Genomic DNA, 16,489 nt, shown 5'->3' with positions numbered 1-16,489 from the left:
TGACCATAGCAAGTTGGTCCCACCCCTTCCCATCCCGAACAGGACCGTGAAACAACTTTGCGCCGATGATAGTGCTGCAACCAGTGTGAAAGTAGGTTATCGTCAGGCTTGTTATTCGCAGTAAGAGAAAAACCCGCTCAGCAATGAGCGGGTTTTTTTTCGTCTGCTGATTCCTTGCTGTTCCCCCTCCCGCTTTCGCTCATTCACCAAGAGTGCACAAAATACAACATCCTTCGATATTTACATAAGTGCTTATATAAATGCTGTTACTATCGCTACATGAAACAAGAAAGCAGCAGCCACTCCCTGACAACCCACGAGGAAAGCGATGATGGACAGCACCCTGAGCATGGCAACGAAGAAATCCCCCCTGGCGCGCCTGATGGCCTATCCCCTGGTGCAGATCGTGCTTGGGATGGTTCTCACCTTTGCCGCTGTACCGCTGGTGATGGGCCTCGCTTCCCAGCTGGTGGACAAGCCTTACCGCATCCTGTGGCCGCAGTTGCTGGCGGCGGTACTGGTGTGGTTTGGCTACCGCTTCTATGTGAGGCGCATCGAAAAGCGCCAGCCGGCAGAACTGGCGATACCGGGCATGGCGGGGGAACTGGGACGCGGATTGCTGCTCGGCGCCGGACTGGTCGCCCTGACCTTCGGTGTGCTGGCTGCGCTGGGCGTGTATCAGTTTAGCGGCGTCAACGCCCTGAGCGTCTTGTTGCTGCTCCCTCTGGCCGAACTGGTGCTGGTCGGCATGGCCGAGGAGATGATGTTTCGCGGCATCCTGTTCGGCGTGACGGCACGTGCGCTGGGCAACAAGGCTGCCATCGTGATCTCATCCCTGGTATTTGCCCTGGCCCATTTGCCCAATGCCGGCTTTTCGCTGCTGGCGATCATCGCGCTTGTCGCGTATGGCGTGCTGCAGGCGGCGCTGTATATGAAGACGCGCCGGCTGTGGGTGTGTATCGGTACGCATATCGGCTGGAATTATTGCGTCGGCCAGGTATTCTCCTCGACCGTATCGGGCCATGCGGCCACGGATGGTCTGCTGCGCGGCGAACTGGCTGGCAATGCCGTGCTGACCGGCGGCGCCTTCGGCGTGGAAGGTTCGCTGGTGACCGTCTTGCTGATCGGCGCCGTCGCCGCGTACGTGCTGCGCCTGGCTTTTGCCAGTGCACCGGGCACGTCGCGGGACTAGTTCACCTGGCGGCCTTATTGTCCGGCCACTGCCGGCGTAGCGCCGCTCCTGGCGACCCACTCGATCAGCGCATCGACGGCCGCGCGGCCATTGCCGTTACCCACCAGGTCGCTATTGATCATGGCGACCACCACGCATTGCTGGTTGTTGGCGTCGGGCACGTAGCCGGCGATGGCCACGACATTTTTCAAGGTGCCCGTCTTGATGCGGGCCCGCGCGGCGGCCAGGCTGTTCAACAGGCGCTTGCGCATGGTGCCGTCCAGCGCCACGATGGGCAGGCTGGACTGGAACTCGGGCGCCCATGGGCTTTGCTGCATTGCCTGCAAGACGCCGGCCATTTGCGCCGGCGCAATGCGTCCCGTGCGCGACAAGCCGGAACCGTTGTCGACCAGCATGCCCTGGGTATCGATATGGTGCCGCTGGAACCATTCCTGGATGACTTGCCGCGCCCGGCTGGCCGTATCTTCCGGCGCCGCCATGGCGACGGGGCGGCTGCCCAGCCAGCCATCGCTTTGCAAACTGCCCAGGCTCAGGAACAGGGTGCGGGCGAGGGTGTTATCAGAGGTCTTGTTGATATCGCGCAAGACCTCCGGCAAGGCGCGCGCCACGTGGTCGGCCAGCATGCGCGTGCCGACAGGTTCGGCCGTCGGCGGCAAGCCTGTGCCTGGTGCTTCGCGCACCGTGCCCGTGATCGTGCCCCCGAGGCGTTTCCAGGTGGCACGGAACAAGCGGTCCGCATAATCGTTGCGATCGAGCACATTGATGCTGGTGGCCTTGCTGCAGTTTTGCGGGAAGGTGCCGTGCAGTATCACCTGCAGCTTGCCGCTCGCATCGCGCCGGTATTCGGGCGGGCGCCAGCCATCTTCCCACTTGGCGCAACTGCCCTTGACCAGTTTCATGTCGCTCGTGATGCTGACATTCTCCAGCGGCGGCTGCATCTGGAAGCTCAATTGCCGTTCCGTCGCACTGATGTTGATATCGATCAGATTGGTGTTCAGCAATAAGGCATCGGGGATGACGTTGTAGCGGAACTCGGCCGACTCGTCGAAGGGCGCGGCGCCGATGTCGGGCCGGGCCGGCTGGAACAGCTGGCGGTCGAGAATCAGATCGCCCTTGATTTTGACGATGCCCTGGTTGCGCAGGGTTTGCAGCATGTGCGCGAGCACGTCCGCATTGAAATCCGTATCGGCGCCGCCGCGCAGGATCAAGTCTCCCTTCAGCACGCCATTGATGACGTCGGCACTGGTGCGCAATTCCGTGCGGCCGCGGAAGATGGGACCGAGCTGCTCTAGGCCCACGGCCGTCGTCACCAGCTTCATGGTGGAAGCGGGCTGCATGCTGCGCTCGGCGCCATGCGACAGCACGGTGGTGTTGCCGCGCAAGACGATGGCGCCCATGGCGTCTTCCGGGATATTCGCGCTGCGCAGCAGCAGGCTGACGGATTCGGGCAATTGCGCGTGGGCGGTCGACAGGCCCAGACCCGCCAACAGCGCAGCCATCAGAACAGGATGTAACATGGTGCTCCTTAGTGGAAAAAGACGTAGGCAACGAAGACGGCGGTGATCACGCCAGCCAGATCGGCGATCAGGCCGGCCGTGATCGCATAGCGCGTCTTGCGGATGCCGACGGAACCGAAATACAGGGCCACGATATAGAAGGTGGTGTCGGCCGAACCCTGGAAGACGCAGGCCAGGCGGCCGACAAACGAGTCGACGCCGTAGGTATTCATGGCGTCGATCATCATGGCTTTCGAGCCGGAGCCGCTGAGCGGCTTCATCATGGCCGTCGGCAAGGCGGGCACGAAGTCTGTATTGATGCCCAGGTTGGCGAAGAACCAGTTCATGCCGCTCATCAGGAAATTGAACACGCCCGCGTTGCGGATCACGCTGATGGCCACCAGCATGCCGACCAGATAGGGAATCACGGTGATCGAGGTCTGGATGCCGCCTTTTGCTCCTTCGATGAACGCGTCATACACATTCACCTTCTTGCGCAGGGCGCCGATGATGAAGATGGCGATGACGCTGATCAATACCAGGTTGCTGACCACCTTCGAGACCAGCTCGATTTCCTGTTTCGTCAGGTATTGCGTGAAATACCAGATCATGGCGACGATGGCGCTCGTCATGCCGCCCATCCAGCCCAGCACGACCCTGTTGAGCAAGTTGATGCGTTGCTTGATGGACACCGTGATGATGCCGACCATGGTGGCCACATAGGTGGCGATCATGCAGGGGATAAAGATGTCGGACGGGTCGGCCGCGCCGAGGATGGAGCGCTGCGCCATGATGGCCAGCGGAATCAGGGTCAGGCCCGAGGTGTGCAGCACCAAAAACATGATTTGCGCATTCGTCGCCTCTTCCTTGTTCGGGTTCAAGGTTTGCAGGCTTTCCATGGCTTTTAAACCGAAGGGCGTGGCCGCATTGTCCAGGCCCAGCAGGTTGGCCGAGAAATTCATCACCATGTGGCCCGTGGCCGGATGGTCTTTCGGAATTTCCGGGAAGATGCGCGAAAAGAAGGGGGCGATCACTTTCGCCAGCCAGCCGACGATGCCCGCTTTTTCGCCGATGTTCATGATGCCGAGCCACAAGGTCATCACGCCGGCCAGCGGCAGGGCGATATCCATCACGCCCATGCGCGCCGTCTCGAAGGTGCCATCGATGATGCGCTTGAAGATATCGGTATCGCCGAGAAACAGCCACTGCAGCACTGCGGCCAGGAAGCCAACGAGGAAAAAGCCGGACCAGATGTAATTAAGTGCCATATGCGATCAGTTCTGTGTGTCGGGAGTAAAAAATGTCTGCAAACAAAGTATAGGGGCAGCCCGATACGAGTTGATGAAAGAATGCAGCAATCGCATGCCAAAAAGTTATAAGCTGGCAGCCTGTTTTCATTGGCGCCCCGTAGCTTGCCCGCGTAGTGTGGGGGATGCCTGTCGCTAATCGCTGTTCGTTACCTTGTCTGCACTGGATCACTGATGATGTTTTTACGCAAAACCGCCTGCGCCGCCGGCCTGGCCCTGTTGACGCTGTTGAATGTACCGGCCCACGCCGCCGATGCTGCGTCCCCCAGCACGGCCCGCGCGAACAAGACCCTACACCTGTTTTTGAGCACCAGCGAGACGGGCCTGGACCCGGCCGTGGCGTCCGATCTGGCCAGCCTGAACTTGATGGAAAACATCTTCGATCCGCTGCTGCGCTATGACTACCTGGCGCGCCCCGTGCAGCTGCAGGGCAATACGGCGCGCGCCATGCCGACGGTGGAAGATGGCGGGCGCACGTACACCTTTCACTTGCAGCCCGGCATCTTCTTTACACAAGATCCCGCTTTCAAGGGCCAGCCGCGCGAAGTGACGGCGCAGGATTATGTGTACAGCCTGACGCGCCTGTATGACCCCAGCCTGAAGTCGCCGTGGTTATTCTTGCTGGAAGACAAGCTGGTGGGCGATGCCGCCCTGAAAACCAAGTTCAGCTACGACACGCCGATCGCCGGCTTGCAGGCGCTGGACAAATACACCCTGCGCATCCGCCTGAACGGCGTCGATCCGAACTTCCTGTTTTACCTGGCCATGCCGGCGACAGCCGTGGTGGCGCGCGAAGTGGCCGAAGCGTACCCGGCGGCAGGACAGATCGGCAACCACCCCGTGGGCACGGGGCCGTTCCTCGTGAAGGAGTGGAAGCGCAGCGACAAGATCGTGCTGCAGGCCAACCCGACTTTCCGTGCCACCGTGTTCCATACGGAGGCCAAGGCGCTGGCCGCCTTGCCGGTCGATGCGCGCGCCATCGCCACCGCGCTGGAAGGTCAGCGCTTGCCGCTGGTCGAGCGCATCGAGGTGCGCATCGTTGAGGAATATCAATCGCGCATGCTGGGTTTTTTGAAGGGTGAATTCGATTACCTGGAGCAAGTGCCGGAATCGATGACGGACATGGTGCTGGAAAACGGCGCGCTGAAACCGGCATTGGCCACCAAGGGCTTGCAGCTGACGCGCTTTCCCGTGCTGCAAACGTATTACATGTGGATGAACATGGACGACCCCGTGCTGGGCGGCATGAGCAAGGACAAGCTGGCCCTGCGGCGCGCCATCGCCCTCAGCTACAACGGCCGCGAAGACATCGCTCTGCTGAAAAAAGGACTGGCCTTGCCGGCGCAGTCGCCGCTGCCGCCGAATGTGCTCGGCTATGACAGGCAGTACCGCAGCCCCGTCGGCTACGATCCCGCGCTGGCGCGCGCCTTGCTGGACCGCTTCGGCTACAAGGCGGGCGCCGACGGTTTCCGCACGCAGCCGGACGGCACGCCCCTGATCCTGACCATGCATACGGAACCGAGCACGGTGGGACGCTTGCGCGATGAGTTGTGGCGCCGCAACCTGAACGCCATCGGCGTGCGTGTGGAGTTTAAAAGCGACAAGAAGACGGAAATCATCAAGGCCTCGCGCCTGGGCAAGGTGCAGATGTTCGAGACCAACTGGATCGCCGACTTCCCCGATGGCGATAACTTTATGCAATTGTTGTACGGCGGCAACGTTGGCCGCGCCAACTATGCCCGCTTCAACTTGCCCGATTACAATAAACGCTATGAGGAGGCGCGCCTGCTATCCGATACGCCGCGCCGACGCAGTCTGTACTTCGACCTGTTTCAGCTGATCCACGCTTACACGCCGTGGGTGTTGCTGACGCATCCCATCTCTGCCGACCTGCAGCAACCGTGGCTAAAAAACTACAGGCGCCACCCCGTGGAATTCACGTCCTGGCGTTATCTGGACGTGGACAAAACCAGGGCTAGCCCCGCAGGCAAGTGACCATGTCGCTGAAAAGGGCATTCATTCCAAAAAGTTATGGTTAGGAAAGCATTTTTCATTGGCTGGGCCCGGATGCATCGCGCTACTCTGAAAATGAAAACAAATAAAGTCATGCGCAAATGTCATAAAAAAATGTACTGCGAGACAGACAGTTGCGACGTGAAAAAAAACAGCCTGACTTGAGAACTCAAGTTTCGATTGCCCAAATAAAGGAGAGACCCGTGAAATTGAAGAAGCTAGCGCAATTGGTGGCATTGATGGGGGTGGTGGGACCGGTGATGGCACAGGAAGCGGCGGCGCCAGCAATGCAACGGGTCGAAGTCACGGGCAGCAGCATCAAGCGCGTCGCCAAGGAAGGCGCGCTGCCGGTGCAAGTCATCACCTTTGATCAGATCGAAAAGCAGGGCATCACGACGACCGAGCAACTGGTGCGCACCCTGTCGGCGAATGGCACGGGCGCCGATAACATGACTTCGGGCAATAACGTGTTTGGCGCCGATGCCGACCGTGTCAGCGGCGGCGCCTCGTTCGCCTCGCTGCGCGGCCTGGGACCATCGAGCACCCTGGTGCTGTTGAACGGCCGCCGCATCGCCACGCATGGCGCCAGCGGCAAGTCGGTCGACCTGAACTCCATTCCGCTGGGTGCAATTTCGCGTGTGGAAATCCTCAAGGATGGCGCCTCGGCCATCTACGGCACGGACGCCATCGGCGGCGTGATCAATTTCATTCTGAAAACCAATTACAGCGGCGTGGAAGCGTCCGTTTCCACCAACGATACGCAGGCAGGCGGCGGCGCCACGCGCCGCGCTTCGCTGCTGGCAGGCACGGGCTCGCTGGAAAGCGATCGCTACAACATCATGGCCAGCCTGACCGTCGACAAGGCGCAGCGCCTGAACGGCAGCGACCGTTCCTTCGTCAACGGCTACCAGCCGGGCCGTGGCCTGTCGCCCGATACCACGGGCACGCCGTTCGCCAACCAGATGGCGGGTGCCGGCACGGCGCTGGGCGCCTCGTTCCAGCTGCCCGGCGACGCGAATAAATACCTGCAAGCCAATCCGTTGAGCTTCCAGGGCAAGTGCGACAGCATCGCCGGCATGTCGCAGTACCAGACGGAGCTGTGGAAAGACGTGACCTCGCCGCTGCGCACCAAATATTCCTGCGCCTACGACTATGGCGCCGACTATGTGCTGCAATTCCCCGTCGAACGGGCCAATCTGTTGTCGCGCGGTACGTTCCAGCTGGCGCCAGACCACCGCATGTTTGTCGAAGTGCTCGGTTCGCGCACCAAGGCCACGGCCATTTTGACGCCGATGCAGGTGCAGGCGACCATCGCCAACAAGAATCTGTATCCGGTCGGCGGCGCGTATTACCAGGACCTGTCGGCCTACATCCCGTCGTTCGACAAGACCAAGCCGATTTCCTACAAATGGCGCGCCAATGACGTGGGGAACCGCACGCAGGAAAACACGACCGACAATGCCCGCGTGCTGGTGGGCTTTGAGGGTAACTTTGGCAAGTGGGATTACAAGGCCGGCATTTCGCGCGCCGAAAGCAGCACCAAGACCAAGCTGACGGATGGCTATTCCTATACGGACAAGCTGTACGCGGCATTGGCGACGGGCATCATCAATCCGTGGGTGGGCGCCGGCCAGAGCCAGACGGAAGCGGCCAAGCAATTGATCGAATCGACCAAGTTCCGTGGCGACTTCCAACATGGCAAGACAACCCTGACGCAGATCGATGGTTCCGTCTCGGGCGAGCTGTTCCAGCTGCCGGCCGGTGCGCTGGCCATGGCAGCCGGTTTTGACTTGCGCCGCGAAGGCTACAGCTTCGGGCAAGATGTCGACGCCATCCAGATCCTGCTGGCGCCAGGCAATGCCGCATTGAAAGATGCCAGCCGTACCGTCAAGGCCGTGTATGCCGAATTGCTGGTGCCGGTCACGAAGGACCTGGAAATGCAGCTGGCCATCCGCCGCGATGATTACAGCCTGGTGGGCGCGACGACGAATCCGAAAGTGGCCTTCCGCTACCAGCCGACGGACTTCCTGCTGTTCCGTGGTTCGGCCAGCAAAGGTTTCCTCGCGCCAAGCTTCCAGCAGCTGTACTCCGGTTCGCTGAGCCAGGAATTGCCGAACGGCGTGATCGACCAGGAAGGCTGCGCCAAGCATCCGGGCGTGCCCGAATACTGCGCCATCGACCGCCTTGACTACAAGACGGGCGGCAATACCAACCTGAAACCGGAAACGTCGAAGCAGGGCAGCGTCGGTATCGTCATCGAACCGGTGAAGGGCTATTCCGCTTCGTTCGACTACTGGGCCATCAACACCAAGGACCGCATTCTGAACCGTACGCCGCAAATCGTGCTGACCAACTACCAGGCGCTGAACCAGTACATCCACCGCAATCCGGACGGCACCATCGAGTACGTGCAGGCGGGCTGGATCAACGCGGCAGGCAGCCGCGTGCGCGGGCTGGACGTGGGCTTGCGCGGCGAAGGCAAGATCCGGGACGCGAAATGGACGGCGACCCTGGATGGCACGTATATGGACAGTTTCAAGTTTGCGGAATATCAAGGCCAGGAATACCAGGAACTGGTCGGCAAGTTTTATACGCGCGACCTGTACCTGCGCTGGAAACACAATGCCAGCTTCGGCGTATCGCGCGGCGACTGGAGCGGTTTGCTGATCCAGAGTTTTTCGTCGGGCTACAAGGACCAGGTGCCGAATGGCGGCAAGGGCGCGCCGCCACCGGGCTTCAAGCCGGACGTGTCCAGCTACACGACGTATAACTTGTCGGGCACGTACACGGGCTTCAAAAATACCACCATCACCGTGGGCATCCAGAACTTGTTCGACCGCGATCCACCGTTCACCGCGCACAACGTGGATGAAGTGGTGGGCGCCGGCTGGGACCCGCGCGTGGCCGACCCGCGCGGCCGTTCGCTGTCGTTCCAGCTGAAGTACAAGTTCATGTAAGGCAACCATGCCGGCGGCGATCCCGCCGGCATGCTAACCTCGTGCGGCGGCGCCTGGCGTCGCCGTTTTTTATTCCAGGAAAGGGCCGCATGTCCAGTCAGACCAATCTCAGCCGGCGCCACTTCGGCGGCTTGCTGGCCGCCACCCTCGGGGCGGCAGGCACACCGGCATGGGCGGCGGCCGCGCAAGGGAAGGGAAAACGCATGCAACAGCAACACGCATTGATCAAACCGGCGCGCCTGCGCGACGGCGACCTGGTCGCCATCATCGCACCGGGCGGTTTTACGGATGAGGAGTCCATCGCCAAGGCCCAGCGCAATATCGAATCGCTGGGACTGCGCGCCAGCCTGGGCGCGAACATCCGCGCCGTGCACGGCAACTATGCGGGCACGGTGCAGCAGCGCCTGGACGACTTGCACGCCGCGTTCCGCGACCCGGACGTCAAGGCCGTGTGGGCCATCCGCGGCGGCTCCGGTTGCATTTCGCTGCTGGCGCTGCTCGACTATGGCTTGATCCAGCGCAACCCGAAAGTGCTGATCGGCTATTCCGACATCACGGCGCTGCACCTGGCCATCGGCCGCCAGACGGGCCTGGTGACGTTCCACGGCCCCGTGGCGTCATCCACGTTGTCCGATTACACGGTGACGCAGCTGCGCAATGTGCTGATGACGCCGCAAGATAGTTACACGATCCCGATGGCGCTGGACAACCACCGCCGCGCGCAGACGCAGCCGAACTTCGCCATCCGCACCGTGCACGGCGGCCAGGCGACGGGACGCTTGACGGGCGGCAACCTGTGCATGGTCAGCGCGCTGGCCGGCACGCCGTATGCGGCCGATTTCCGCGAGCACATCCTTTTCCTCGAAGAAATCAATGAAGTACCGTACCGCATCGACCGCATGCTGTGCCAGCTCGACCTGTCCGTGGGCTTCAACACGGCGGCGGCATTGATGCTGGGCATCTTCGAGCATTGCGAGGCGGCCGAGGGCGACACGGCGCTGACCCTCGATGCCACCCTGGACCAGCATTTGCTGCCATTGAAGGTGCCGGCCGTCAGCGGCTATTCGTTTGGCCACATCCGCCACCAGTTCACGATACCGATGGGCATCCTCGCCACCCTGGATGCGGATCGGCAAACCTTGACCTTGCTGGAAGCCGCCGTGAGCTAGTCTGTTCGTTCGCGCACGGCACAGTACGGGGATAGTCAGTATGCTAGGGGCATGTGCGGCAAGGCATCGGGCCATGCCGGCATCCTTGAACGGTTTGCTCATGATCAACCGCCGCGCCAGCGCCTACATTTTGAGCCACCCGCTGGCCTTCGTGCTGCAGGTGCTGAAGGGCTTTCGCGCCAACCAGGGCTTGCTGCTGGCGGGCGCCGTCGCGTATTACTCGCTGCTGTCCATCGTGCCTTTGCTGATGCTGGTGGTGGTGGCCCTGTCGCACGTGATCGCGCAGGACGAATTGCTGCAGACAATCGGCCATTACCTGGAATGGCTGGTGCCCGGGCAATCGAAGGCTATCGTGGCGGAAGTGGCGCATTTCCTCAACAATCGGGGCGTGATCGGCTGGCTCTTGCTGCTGACCATGCTGTTTTTCAGTTCGCTGGCGTTTACCGTGCTGGAAAACGCCATGAGCGTGATTTTCATTCACCGCGTGGCCATCCGCCGCCGCCATTTCCTCATTTCCGCCGTGTTGCCGTACTGCTACATCCTGTGCCTGGGCGTGGGTATCTTGCTGATCACCCTGGTGGCGGGCAGCTTGCAGGTGATGAGCGAGGAAAGCGTGCGCTTCTTGCGCCACGACTGGGGCCTGGAAGGCGTGTCCGGCGTGTTGCTGTATTTGCTGGGGCTGGCGGGGGAAATCCTCGTGCTCAGCTCAATCTACCTGGTCATGCCCGTCGGACGGCTGTCGATCACGCATGCGCTGATCGGCGGCGTGACGGCGGCCCTGCTGTGGGAAATCGCGCGCCATGTGCTGGTCTGGTATTTTTCCACCTTGTCGCAGGTCAATATCGTGTATGGCTCGATGACGACGGCCATCGTCGTCATGTTCAGCCTGGAAATAGGCGCCACCTTGCTGCTGCTGGGCGCGCAAGTGATTTCCGAGTACGAAAGGGTGGTGCGAGGCGGCGAAGAAGACAAGCCGCTGGCGCTAAGGACTTGATTTAAAAAGATTATTGCACTGCACAAAAAGCTGTGCTATACTCCGTTCAGTGATTGAGATTCGCTTGCGAATAGTCTCACTATCCAGGCTCAGCGCGGCGACCGACAGGTGTAATGTCGATGGCGTGACAGTGCGAAAGAGTGGATTTTTGTAATTCCGGATACGTTGGTCGATTTACACTTGGAGTCACCATGCAGATAGCATGGGAGTCCGAAAATCAGGAGGCACTTTGCAGATAGCACTGGCGTCCATGACACGATTAAAGCATTGGTAATACATTGGAACAAAGCCCGCGACCGCGGGCTTTTTTTTCGTCTGTGGCTGGCGCCTTGGGCAACCTACTGCGCAGCCCGTTCTCGACTCGGCGTTACTCAAGCCGACATCGAGCTTGCTCGCGACGGTTGCTCAAGGCGCCGAGACTTTTACCGCTTCACGCGCCTTCTTTCCTTGCTTATAAAGCTCTGGCGATGAGTATCTTCTGGATATCGCTGGTCCCCTCATAAATCTGGCACACGCGCACGTCGCGGTAGATGCGCTCGACGGGGAAGTCGGATACATAACCGTAGCCGCCGTGCACCTGGATGGCGTCCGAGCAGACTTTTTCCGCCATTTCCGACGCAAACAGCTTGGCCATGGCCGCTTCTTTTAAACACGGCAATCCCGCATCCTTCATGGCCGCCGCGTGGCGTATGAGTTGCCGCGCCGCTTCGATCTGCGTGGCCATGTCGGCCAGGCGGAATTGCACGGCCTGGTGTTCATAGATGGGCTTGCCGAAACTTTCGCGCTCGCGCGCATAACTTAACGCCGCTTCGTACGCGGCGCGCGCCATGCCGACGGCTTGCGAGGCGATGCCGATGCGGCCGCCTTCCAGGCCGGACAGGGCGATCTTGTAGCCTTGTCCCTCTTCGCCGATCATATTTTCCGCCGGGATGCGGCAATTCTCGAACAGGATTTGCGCCGTGTCCGACGAATGCTGGCCCATCTTCTGTTCCAGTCCCGCCACGATGTAGCCGGGCGTGTTCGTCGGCACCCAGAAGGCGCTGATGCCGCGCTTGCCAGCCGCCTTGTCGGTCACGGCCATGACGATGGCCACGTCCGCATACTTGCCGCTGGTAATGAATTGCTTCGTGCCGTTGATCACGTAGTCATTGCCGTCGCGCGTGGCCGTCGTGCGCAGGGCGGACGCGTCGCTGCCCGTGTGTGGTTCCGTCAGGCAAAACGCACCCAGCATGGTCCCTTGCGCCAGCGGACGCAGCCATTGTTCCTTTTGCGCATCGTTGGCGTACATCATGGCGATGCTGCACACGGGGCAATTGTTGACGGAAATGATGGTCGAGGTGCCGCCATCGCCGGCGGCGATTTCTTCCAGCACCAGAGCCAGGGACACGTAGTCGAGGCCGGCGCCACCCAGCGCTTCCGGCACGGCCACGCCAAAGGCGCCCAGCGCGGCCAGTTCCTGCAATTCTTCTTTCGGGAAATGATGTTCCTTGTCCCAGCGGGCCGCGTTGGGCGCCAGGCGCTCGCGCGAAAAACTGCGCAGCGCTTCCTGGATCATGGTCTGTTCTTCATTGAGTATCATGGGACGTCGTCTCGTTTGTTTTTATCGTGAATTCAGGGAGTTACCAGCCGATGGGCTTGCCATCGTAGTTGCGGAACACGGCCTTGTCCGTGGCCGGCAGGCTGGCCAGGGTGGCGCGGATGCCGGCAGCGCTTTCCTCGGGGGAAATATCGGCGCCGGAGCCGCCCATGTCCGTGCGCACCCAGCCCGGGTGGAAAGCCACGCAGCTGACGCCTTGCGGGCCATGCACGAGGGCAGTGTCGATCAGCACGGAATTCAGGGCCGCCTTGCTGGCGCGGTACAGCGAACCGGTGGGATTGCCCCGCTCGCTCAAGGAACCCATGTGCGAGGACAGCACGGCCAGCTTGCCTTTCGCGTTGGCCACCAGCGGCGCCAGGATCGGCAGCAACCGCATGGCCGCCAGCACGTTCGTGTGCATGACGAGGTCGAAATCGGCTTGCGCGGGGAAACCGTCGTGGCGGGGGCCGTACACGCCCGCGTTGAGGATGGCCACGTCGAGCTTTTCATCGTCGAGTTTCCAGCCCAGGCCGGCACAGCCTTCCACGTCCGTCACGTCCAGCTGGTGCGCTTCCGCGCCCAGTTGCTTGAGGGCGTCGCAAGCGTCCGGTGTGCGGGCCGTGGCGATGACACGCCAGCCATCGTGACGGTATTGACGGACGATTTCGTGGCCGATGCCGCGCGAGGCGCCGATGATCAATGCGGTAGGCATATGTTTTCTCCCTGAAAATAAAATGAAAGGGCGCGCACCGTGAACTGCGGTGCGCGCCCGTGCTCAGGAAGAGCTTATACCAGTTCGATCGCCATCGCCGTCGCTTCGCCGCCGCCGATGCACAGGGCTGCCACGCCGCGCTTGCCGCCGGTTTTTTTCAGGGCGCCCAGCAGGGTGACGATGATGCGCGCGCCCGAGGCGCCGATCGGGTGGCCCAGCGCGCACGCGCCGCCGTGGATGTTGATCTTGCTGTGTGGAATGTCGAGGTCGTGCATGGCGGCCATCGGCACGGCCGCGAACGCTTCATTGATCTCGAACAAGTCCACATTGCTGCTGTTCCAGCCCGTTTTCGCGTACAGTTTTTTCACTGCGCCGATGGGGGCCGTGGTGAATTCGTTCGGCGCTTGCGCATGCGTGGCGTGGCCGTGGATTTTCGCGATGACGGTGCAACCGAGTTTTTTCGCCGTCGATTCGCGCATCAGCACGAGGGCTGCCGCGCCATCGTTGATCGACGAAGACGAGGCGGCCGTGATGGTGCCATCCTTCTTGAACGCCGCCTTCAAGGTCGGGATTTTTTCCAGGCGGGCTTTTTGCGGGCCTTCATCGATGCTGACGATGGTGTCGCCGCCGCGGCCGGACACGGTCACGGGCACGATTTCCCATTCGAAACTGCCATCCTTGGTGGCCGCTTGCGCGCGTTTGACGGATTCGATGGCGAAGGCATCCTGCGCTTCGCGCGTGAAGTGATATTGGCTGGCGCACTCTTCGGCAAACGTGCCCATCGAGCGGGCGTTGCCCTTTTCATCGCGGCTGTAGGCGTCTTCCAGGCCATCCATCATCATGTGGTCATAGATCATGCCGTGGCCGATGCGGTAGCCGCCGCGCGCCTTCGGTACCAGGTAAGGGGCGTTGGTCATCGATTCCATGCCGCCCGCCACTACCACGTCGGCGCTGCCGGCGAGCAAGGTGTCATGCGCGAACATGGTCGTCTGCATGGCCGAGCCGCACATTTTCGACAGGGTCACGGCGCCCGTGGAATCGGGCAAGCCAGCCTTGCGCAAGGCTTGGCGCGCTGGCGCCTGGCCCTGGCCCGCCATCAGGCAATTGCCGAAAAACACGTGTTCCACGGCATCCGGCGCCACGCCGGCCCGTTCCACGGCGGCGCGGATGGCCACGGCACCCAGGTCGCTGGCGGTGACGTTGGCAAAGTCGCCCTGGAAGGCGCCCATGGGGGTGCGCGCGGCACCGACGATTACGACTGGATCATTCATGTTGGATCTCCGGTTAGGGGTGGGGATGATGACTGCATACAAAAACGCAGGTGCTGCGGATAAGGGAAGACGTCCTCGATATGGCCGTCTTCGATGCGCTGTTTGCGCGCCTGCCAATATTGCGCCGTCAACAGGTCGGCATGGTGCTGCATGAAATAGGTGCGGATACGGGGATTGCCCAGCAGGAAGGTGCTGAATTGTTCGGGAAACACATCGTGCTTGCCGATGGGATACCAAGGTTCGGCCGACATTTCTTCTTCCTCCGTGCGCGCCTGGGGAATGACGCGGAACTGGCAATCGGTGATGTACTCGATTTCATCGTAATCGTAAAAAACGACACGTTGATGACGCGTGACGCCAAAATTTTTATACAGCATGTCGCCCGGAAAGATATTCGCCGCCACCAATTCCTTGATGGCATTGCCGTACTCGACGATGGCGTGTTCGACCAGGTCGTCGCGGCCTTCCTTCTCGGCATTGCTCAGCCACATGTTCAGCGGCACCATGCGCCGCTCGATGTACAGGTGGCGGATGATGATCTGTTCGCGGTCTTCTTCGATCAGCGAGGGGGCGAACTGTTTCATCTCGGCCAGCAATTCCTCGGCAAAACGGGCGCGGGGAAAGGCCACGTTGGAATACTCGAGCGTGTCGGCCATGCGGCCCACCCGGTCGTGGTGTTTCACCAGCAAATATTTTTGCTGGACTTGCGCGCGCGTGGTTTCCTTGGGCGGCGGGAAAAAATCCTTGATCACCTTGAAGACATACGGAAACGACGGCAGGGCAAACACGAGCATCACCAAGCCGCGGATGCCGGGTGCGCTTTCGAAGTGGTCCGACGAGTGTTTCAAGTGCTGCAGGTAGTCGCGGTAAAACAGCGTCTTGCCCTGTTTTTGCAAGCCCAGTATCGTATAAATCTCACTGCGCGGCTTGCGCGGGAGCAAACTTCGGAGAAATTGCACGTAGGCCGACGGTACTTCCATATCGACCAGGAAATACGCGCGCGTAAACGAAAACAGCACGGCGATCTGTTGTTGCTCGAACAGCACCGTGTCGAGCACCAGCTTGCCGTGACGGTTGTGCAGGATGGGCACGACAAACGGGTATTCGCGGTTGCCGTTGATGCCCTTGCCGACCAGATAGGCGCCCTTGTTGCGGTAGAACAAACTGGTCAAGACCTGGATCTGGTGGTTCGGTTCGATCCTGTCGCCGCCGAACAGCTGCTGCAGCCGCGCTTCCACCTGGGCCACGTCACGCTCCAGGTTGGCAAATGCGCAATCCAGCTGGAAGTGCGTCAGCATGCGCGTCAGGGTGTGGCGCAAGCCGTCCTTGCCCGGGTAATACACGCGGTAGGTGGGGACCGGGTCTTGCGTTTCGATGTATTCCGTGGACACGACGGGACGCACGAAAATATAGTCGTTATTGAAATACGTGCGGTGCAGGATGTTGCAGCAGACGGAATTGAAGAAGGTTTCCGCCAGTTCCGGCTGCTTGTGTTCCGTCAGCATGCCGATGTAGTGCAGCTTGAGTTCGCGCCACACTTCATCGCTCAACTCCGACTCTTCATACTCATCTTCGAGCATCTGCACGCATTCCTGCACGCGCTTGTCATAAAAGTCGATGCGTTCGCGGGCCGCCGTCTGTGCCGCGGCCCAGGCGCCTTGCTCGAAATACTGCTTGGCTTGCTGGCTGGTTTCGCGGAACAGGCGGTAATGCTTGTCGAAGCCGTCGCGGATGGTGCGCGCGATATCGAATGCAATCTGGGAAGAGAGCAGTTTGGGGAAGGCAATGTGCGTCATAGCTGT

The 16,489-nt window shown here is 60.9% G+C and carries 11 protein-coding genes and 1 rRNA gene; 6 read left to right on the top strand and 6 right to left on the bottom strand.

Annotated features, from left to right (window positions below; translation table 11 throughout):
- Together rrf and O0881_RS29035 are read left to right on the top strand one after the other, a co-directional pair.
- Positions 1 to 108: ribosomal RNA gene (rrf, locus tag O0881_RS29040) — 5S ribosomal RNA — on the top strand; the annotation flags it as partial.
- Between the two features lie 220 nt (positions 109 to 328).
- The gene (locus O0881_RS29035) at positions 329 to 1,192 is read left to right on the top strand and encodes a type II CAAX endopeptidase family protein (RefSeq protein ID WP_289914080.1); all 864 of its coding nucleotides are present in this window, start codon (positions 329 to 331) and stop codon (positions 1,190 to 1,192) included.
- A 14-nt stretch (positions 1,193 to 1,206) separates the two neighbouring features.
- Here the strand turns inward: O0881_RS29035 and dacB are convergent, their stop codons facing one another.
- Both dacB and O0881_RS29025 read right to left on the bottom strand, forming a co-directional pair.
- Positions 1,207 to 2,709 (bottom strand): D-alanyl-D-alanine carboxypeptidase/D-alanyl-D-alanine-endopeptidase, encoded by a 1,503-nt coding sequence (gene dacB / locus O0881_RS29030; RefSeq protein WP_289914079.1) that lies wholly within the window; start codon positions 2,707 to 2,709, stop codon positions 1,207 to 1,209.
- 8 nt (positions 2,710 to 2,717) lie between these two features.
- Positions 2,718 to 3,956 carry a nucleoside recognition domain-containing protein gene (locus O0881_RS29025; protein ID WP_034753725.1) on the bottom strand — a complete coding sequence of 413 codons (1,239 nt, stop codon included), beginning with the start codon at positions 3,954 to 3,956 and terminating at the stop codon, positions 2,718 to 2,720.
- A 216-nt stretch (positions 3,957 to 4,172) separates the two neighbouring features.
- Between O0881_RS29025 and O0881_RS29020 the strand changes: the two genes are divergently transcribed.
- From O0881_RS29020 to O0881_RS29005, 4 genes are all read left to right on the top strand, one after another.
- Positions 4,173 to 5,990 carry an ABC transporter substrate-binding protein gene (locus tag O0881_RS29020; RefSeq protein WP_289914086.1) on the top strand — a complete coding sequence of 606 codons (1,818 nt, stop codon included), beginning with the start codon at positions 4,173 to 4,175 and terminating at the stop codon, positions 5,988 to 5,990.
- Positions 5,991 to 6,211: 221 nt separating this feature from the next.
- A complete protein-coding gene (locus O0881_RS29015; protein ID WP_289914078.1) occupies positions 6,212 to 8,965 on the top strand; it encodes a TonB-dependent receptor in 2,754 nt (917 codons plus the stop codon).
- A gap of 89 nt (positions 8,966 to 9,054) precedes the next feature.
- Positions 9,055 to 10,134, top strand: coding sequence for an LD-carboxypeptidase (locus O0881_RS29010; RefSeq protein ID WP_289914077.1), 1,080 nt, complete (start codon positions 9,055 to 9,057; stop codon positions 10,132 to 10,134).
- 73 nt (positions 10,135 to 10,207) lie between these two features.
- The gene (locus tag O0881_RS29005; RefSeq protein ID WP_289914076.1) at positions 10,208 to 11,128 is read left to right on the top strand and encodes a YihY/virulence factor BrkB family protein; all 921 of its coding nucleotides are present in this window, start codon (positions 10,208 to 10,210) and stop codon (positions 11,126 to 11,128) included.
- A gap of 451 nt (positions 11,129 to 11,579) precedes the next feature.
- Here O0881_RS29005 and O0881_RS29000 read toward each other — a convergent pair whose 3' ends face one another.
- The 4 genes from O0881_RS29000 to aceK all read right to left on the bottom strand — a co-directional run bounded on the left by O0881_RS29000 (position 11,580) and on the right by aceK (position 16,483).
- On the bottom strand, positions 11,580 to 12,707 hold the full coding sequence (locus O0881_RS29000; protein WP_289914075.1) for an acyl-CoA dehydrogenase family protein: 1,128 nt from the start codon (positions 12,705 to 12,707) through the stop codon (positions 11,580 to 11,582).
- A 40-nt stretch (positions 12,708 to 12,747) separates the two neighbouring features.
- Entirely contained in the window at positions 12,748 to 13,416 is a 669-nt protein-coding gene (locus O0881_RS28995; protein WP_289914074.1) for an SDR family oxidoreductase, read from the bottom strand.
- Positions 13,417 to 13,490: 74 nt separating this feature from the next.
- Positions 13,491 to 14,687, bottom strand: a complete 1,197-nt coding sequence (locus O0881_RS28990) for an acetyl-CoA C-acyltransferase (protein WP_289914073.1) — start codon at positions 14,685 to 14,687, stop codon at positions 13,491 to 13,493.
- Positions 14,684 to 16,483: a bifunctional isocitrate dehydrogenase kinase/phosphatase gene (gene aceK / locus O0881_RS28985; protein ID WP_289914072.1), complete on the bottom strand. Its 1,800-nt coding sequence runs from the start codon at positions 16,481 to 16,483 to the stop codon at positions 14,684 to 14,686. Before aceK ends, O0881_RS28990 begins: the two co-directional genes overlap by 4 nt.
- Positions 16,484 to 16,489: the final 6 nt, after the last annotated feature.

This window comes from Janthinobacterium sp. SUN100 (assembly GCF_030397705.1).
Taxonomy (GTDB): domain Bacteria; phylum Pseudomonadota; class Gammaproteobacteria; order Burkholderiales; family Burkholderiaceae_D; genus Janthinobacterium; species Janthinobacterium kumbetense.
Note: the sequence above shows the minus strand (reverse complement) of the source record. Positions and strands in the feature narration are given on the sequence as shown.

Excerpts from the sequence above, each read along its gene's own strand:
- O0881_RS29035 (WP_289914080.1), top strand. The coding sequence starts at position 329 with ATGATGGACAGCACCCTGAGCATGGCAACGAAGAAATCCCCCCTGGCG.
- dacB (WP_289914079.1), bottom strand. The coding sequence starts at position 2,709 with ATGTTACATCCTGTTCTGATGGCTGCGCTGTTGGCGGGTCTGGGCCTG.
- O0881_RS29025 (WP_034753725.1), bottom strand. The coding sequence starts at position 3,956 with ATGGCACTTAATTACATCTGGTCCGGCTTTTTCCTCGTTGGCTTCCTG.
- O0881_RS29020 (WP_289914086.1), top strand. The coding sequence starts at position 4,173 with ATGTTTTTACGCAAAACCGCCTGCGCCGCCGGCCTGGCCCTGTTGACG.
- O0881_RS29010 (WP_289914077.1), top strand. The coding sequence starts at position 9,055 with ATGTCCAGTCAGACCAATCTCAGCCGGCGCCACTTCGGCGGCTTGCTG.
- O0881_RS29005 (WP_289914076.1), top strand. The coding sequence starts at position 10,208 with ATGCCGGCATCCTTGAACGGTTTGCTCATGATCAACCGCCGCGCCAGC.
- O0881_RS29000 (WP_289914075.1), bottom strand. The coding sequence starts at position 12,707 with ATGATACTCAATGAAGAACAGACCATGATCCAGGAAGCGCTGCGCAGT.
- O0881_RS28995 (WP_289914074.1), bottom strand. The coding sequence starts at position 13,416 with ATGCCTACCGCATTGATCATCGGCGCCTCGCGCGGCATCGGCCACGAA.
- O0881_RS28990 (WP_289914073.1), bottom strand. The coding sequence starts at position 14,687 with ATGAATGATCCAGTCGTAATCGTCGGTGCCGCGCGCACCCCCATGGGC.
- aceK (WP_289914072.1), bottom strand. The coding sequence starts at position 16,483 with ATGACGCACATTGCCTTCCCCAAACTGCTCTCTTCCCAGATTGCATTC.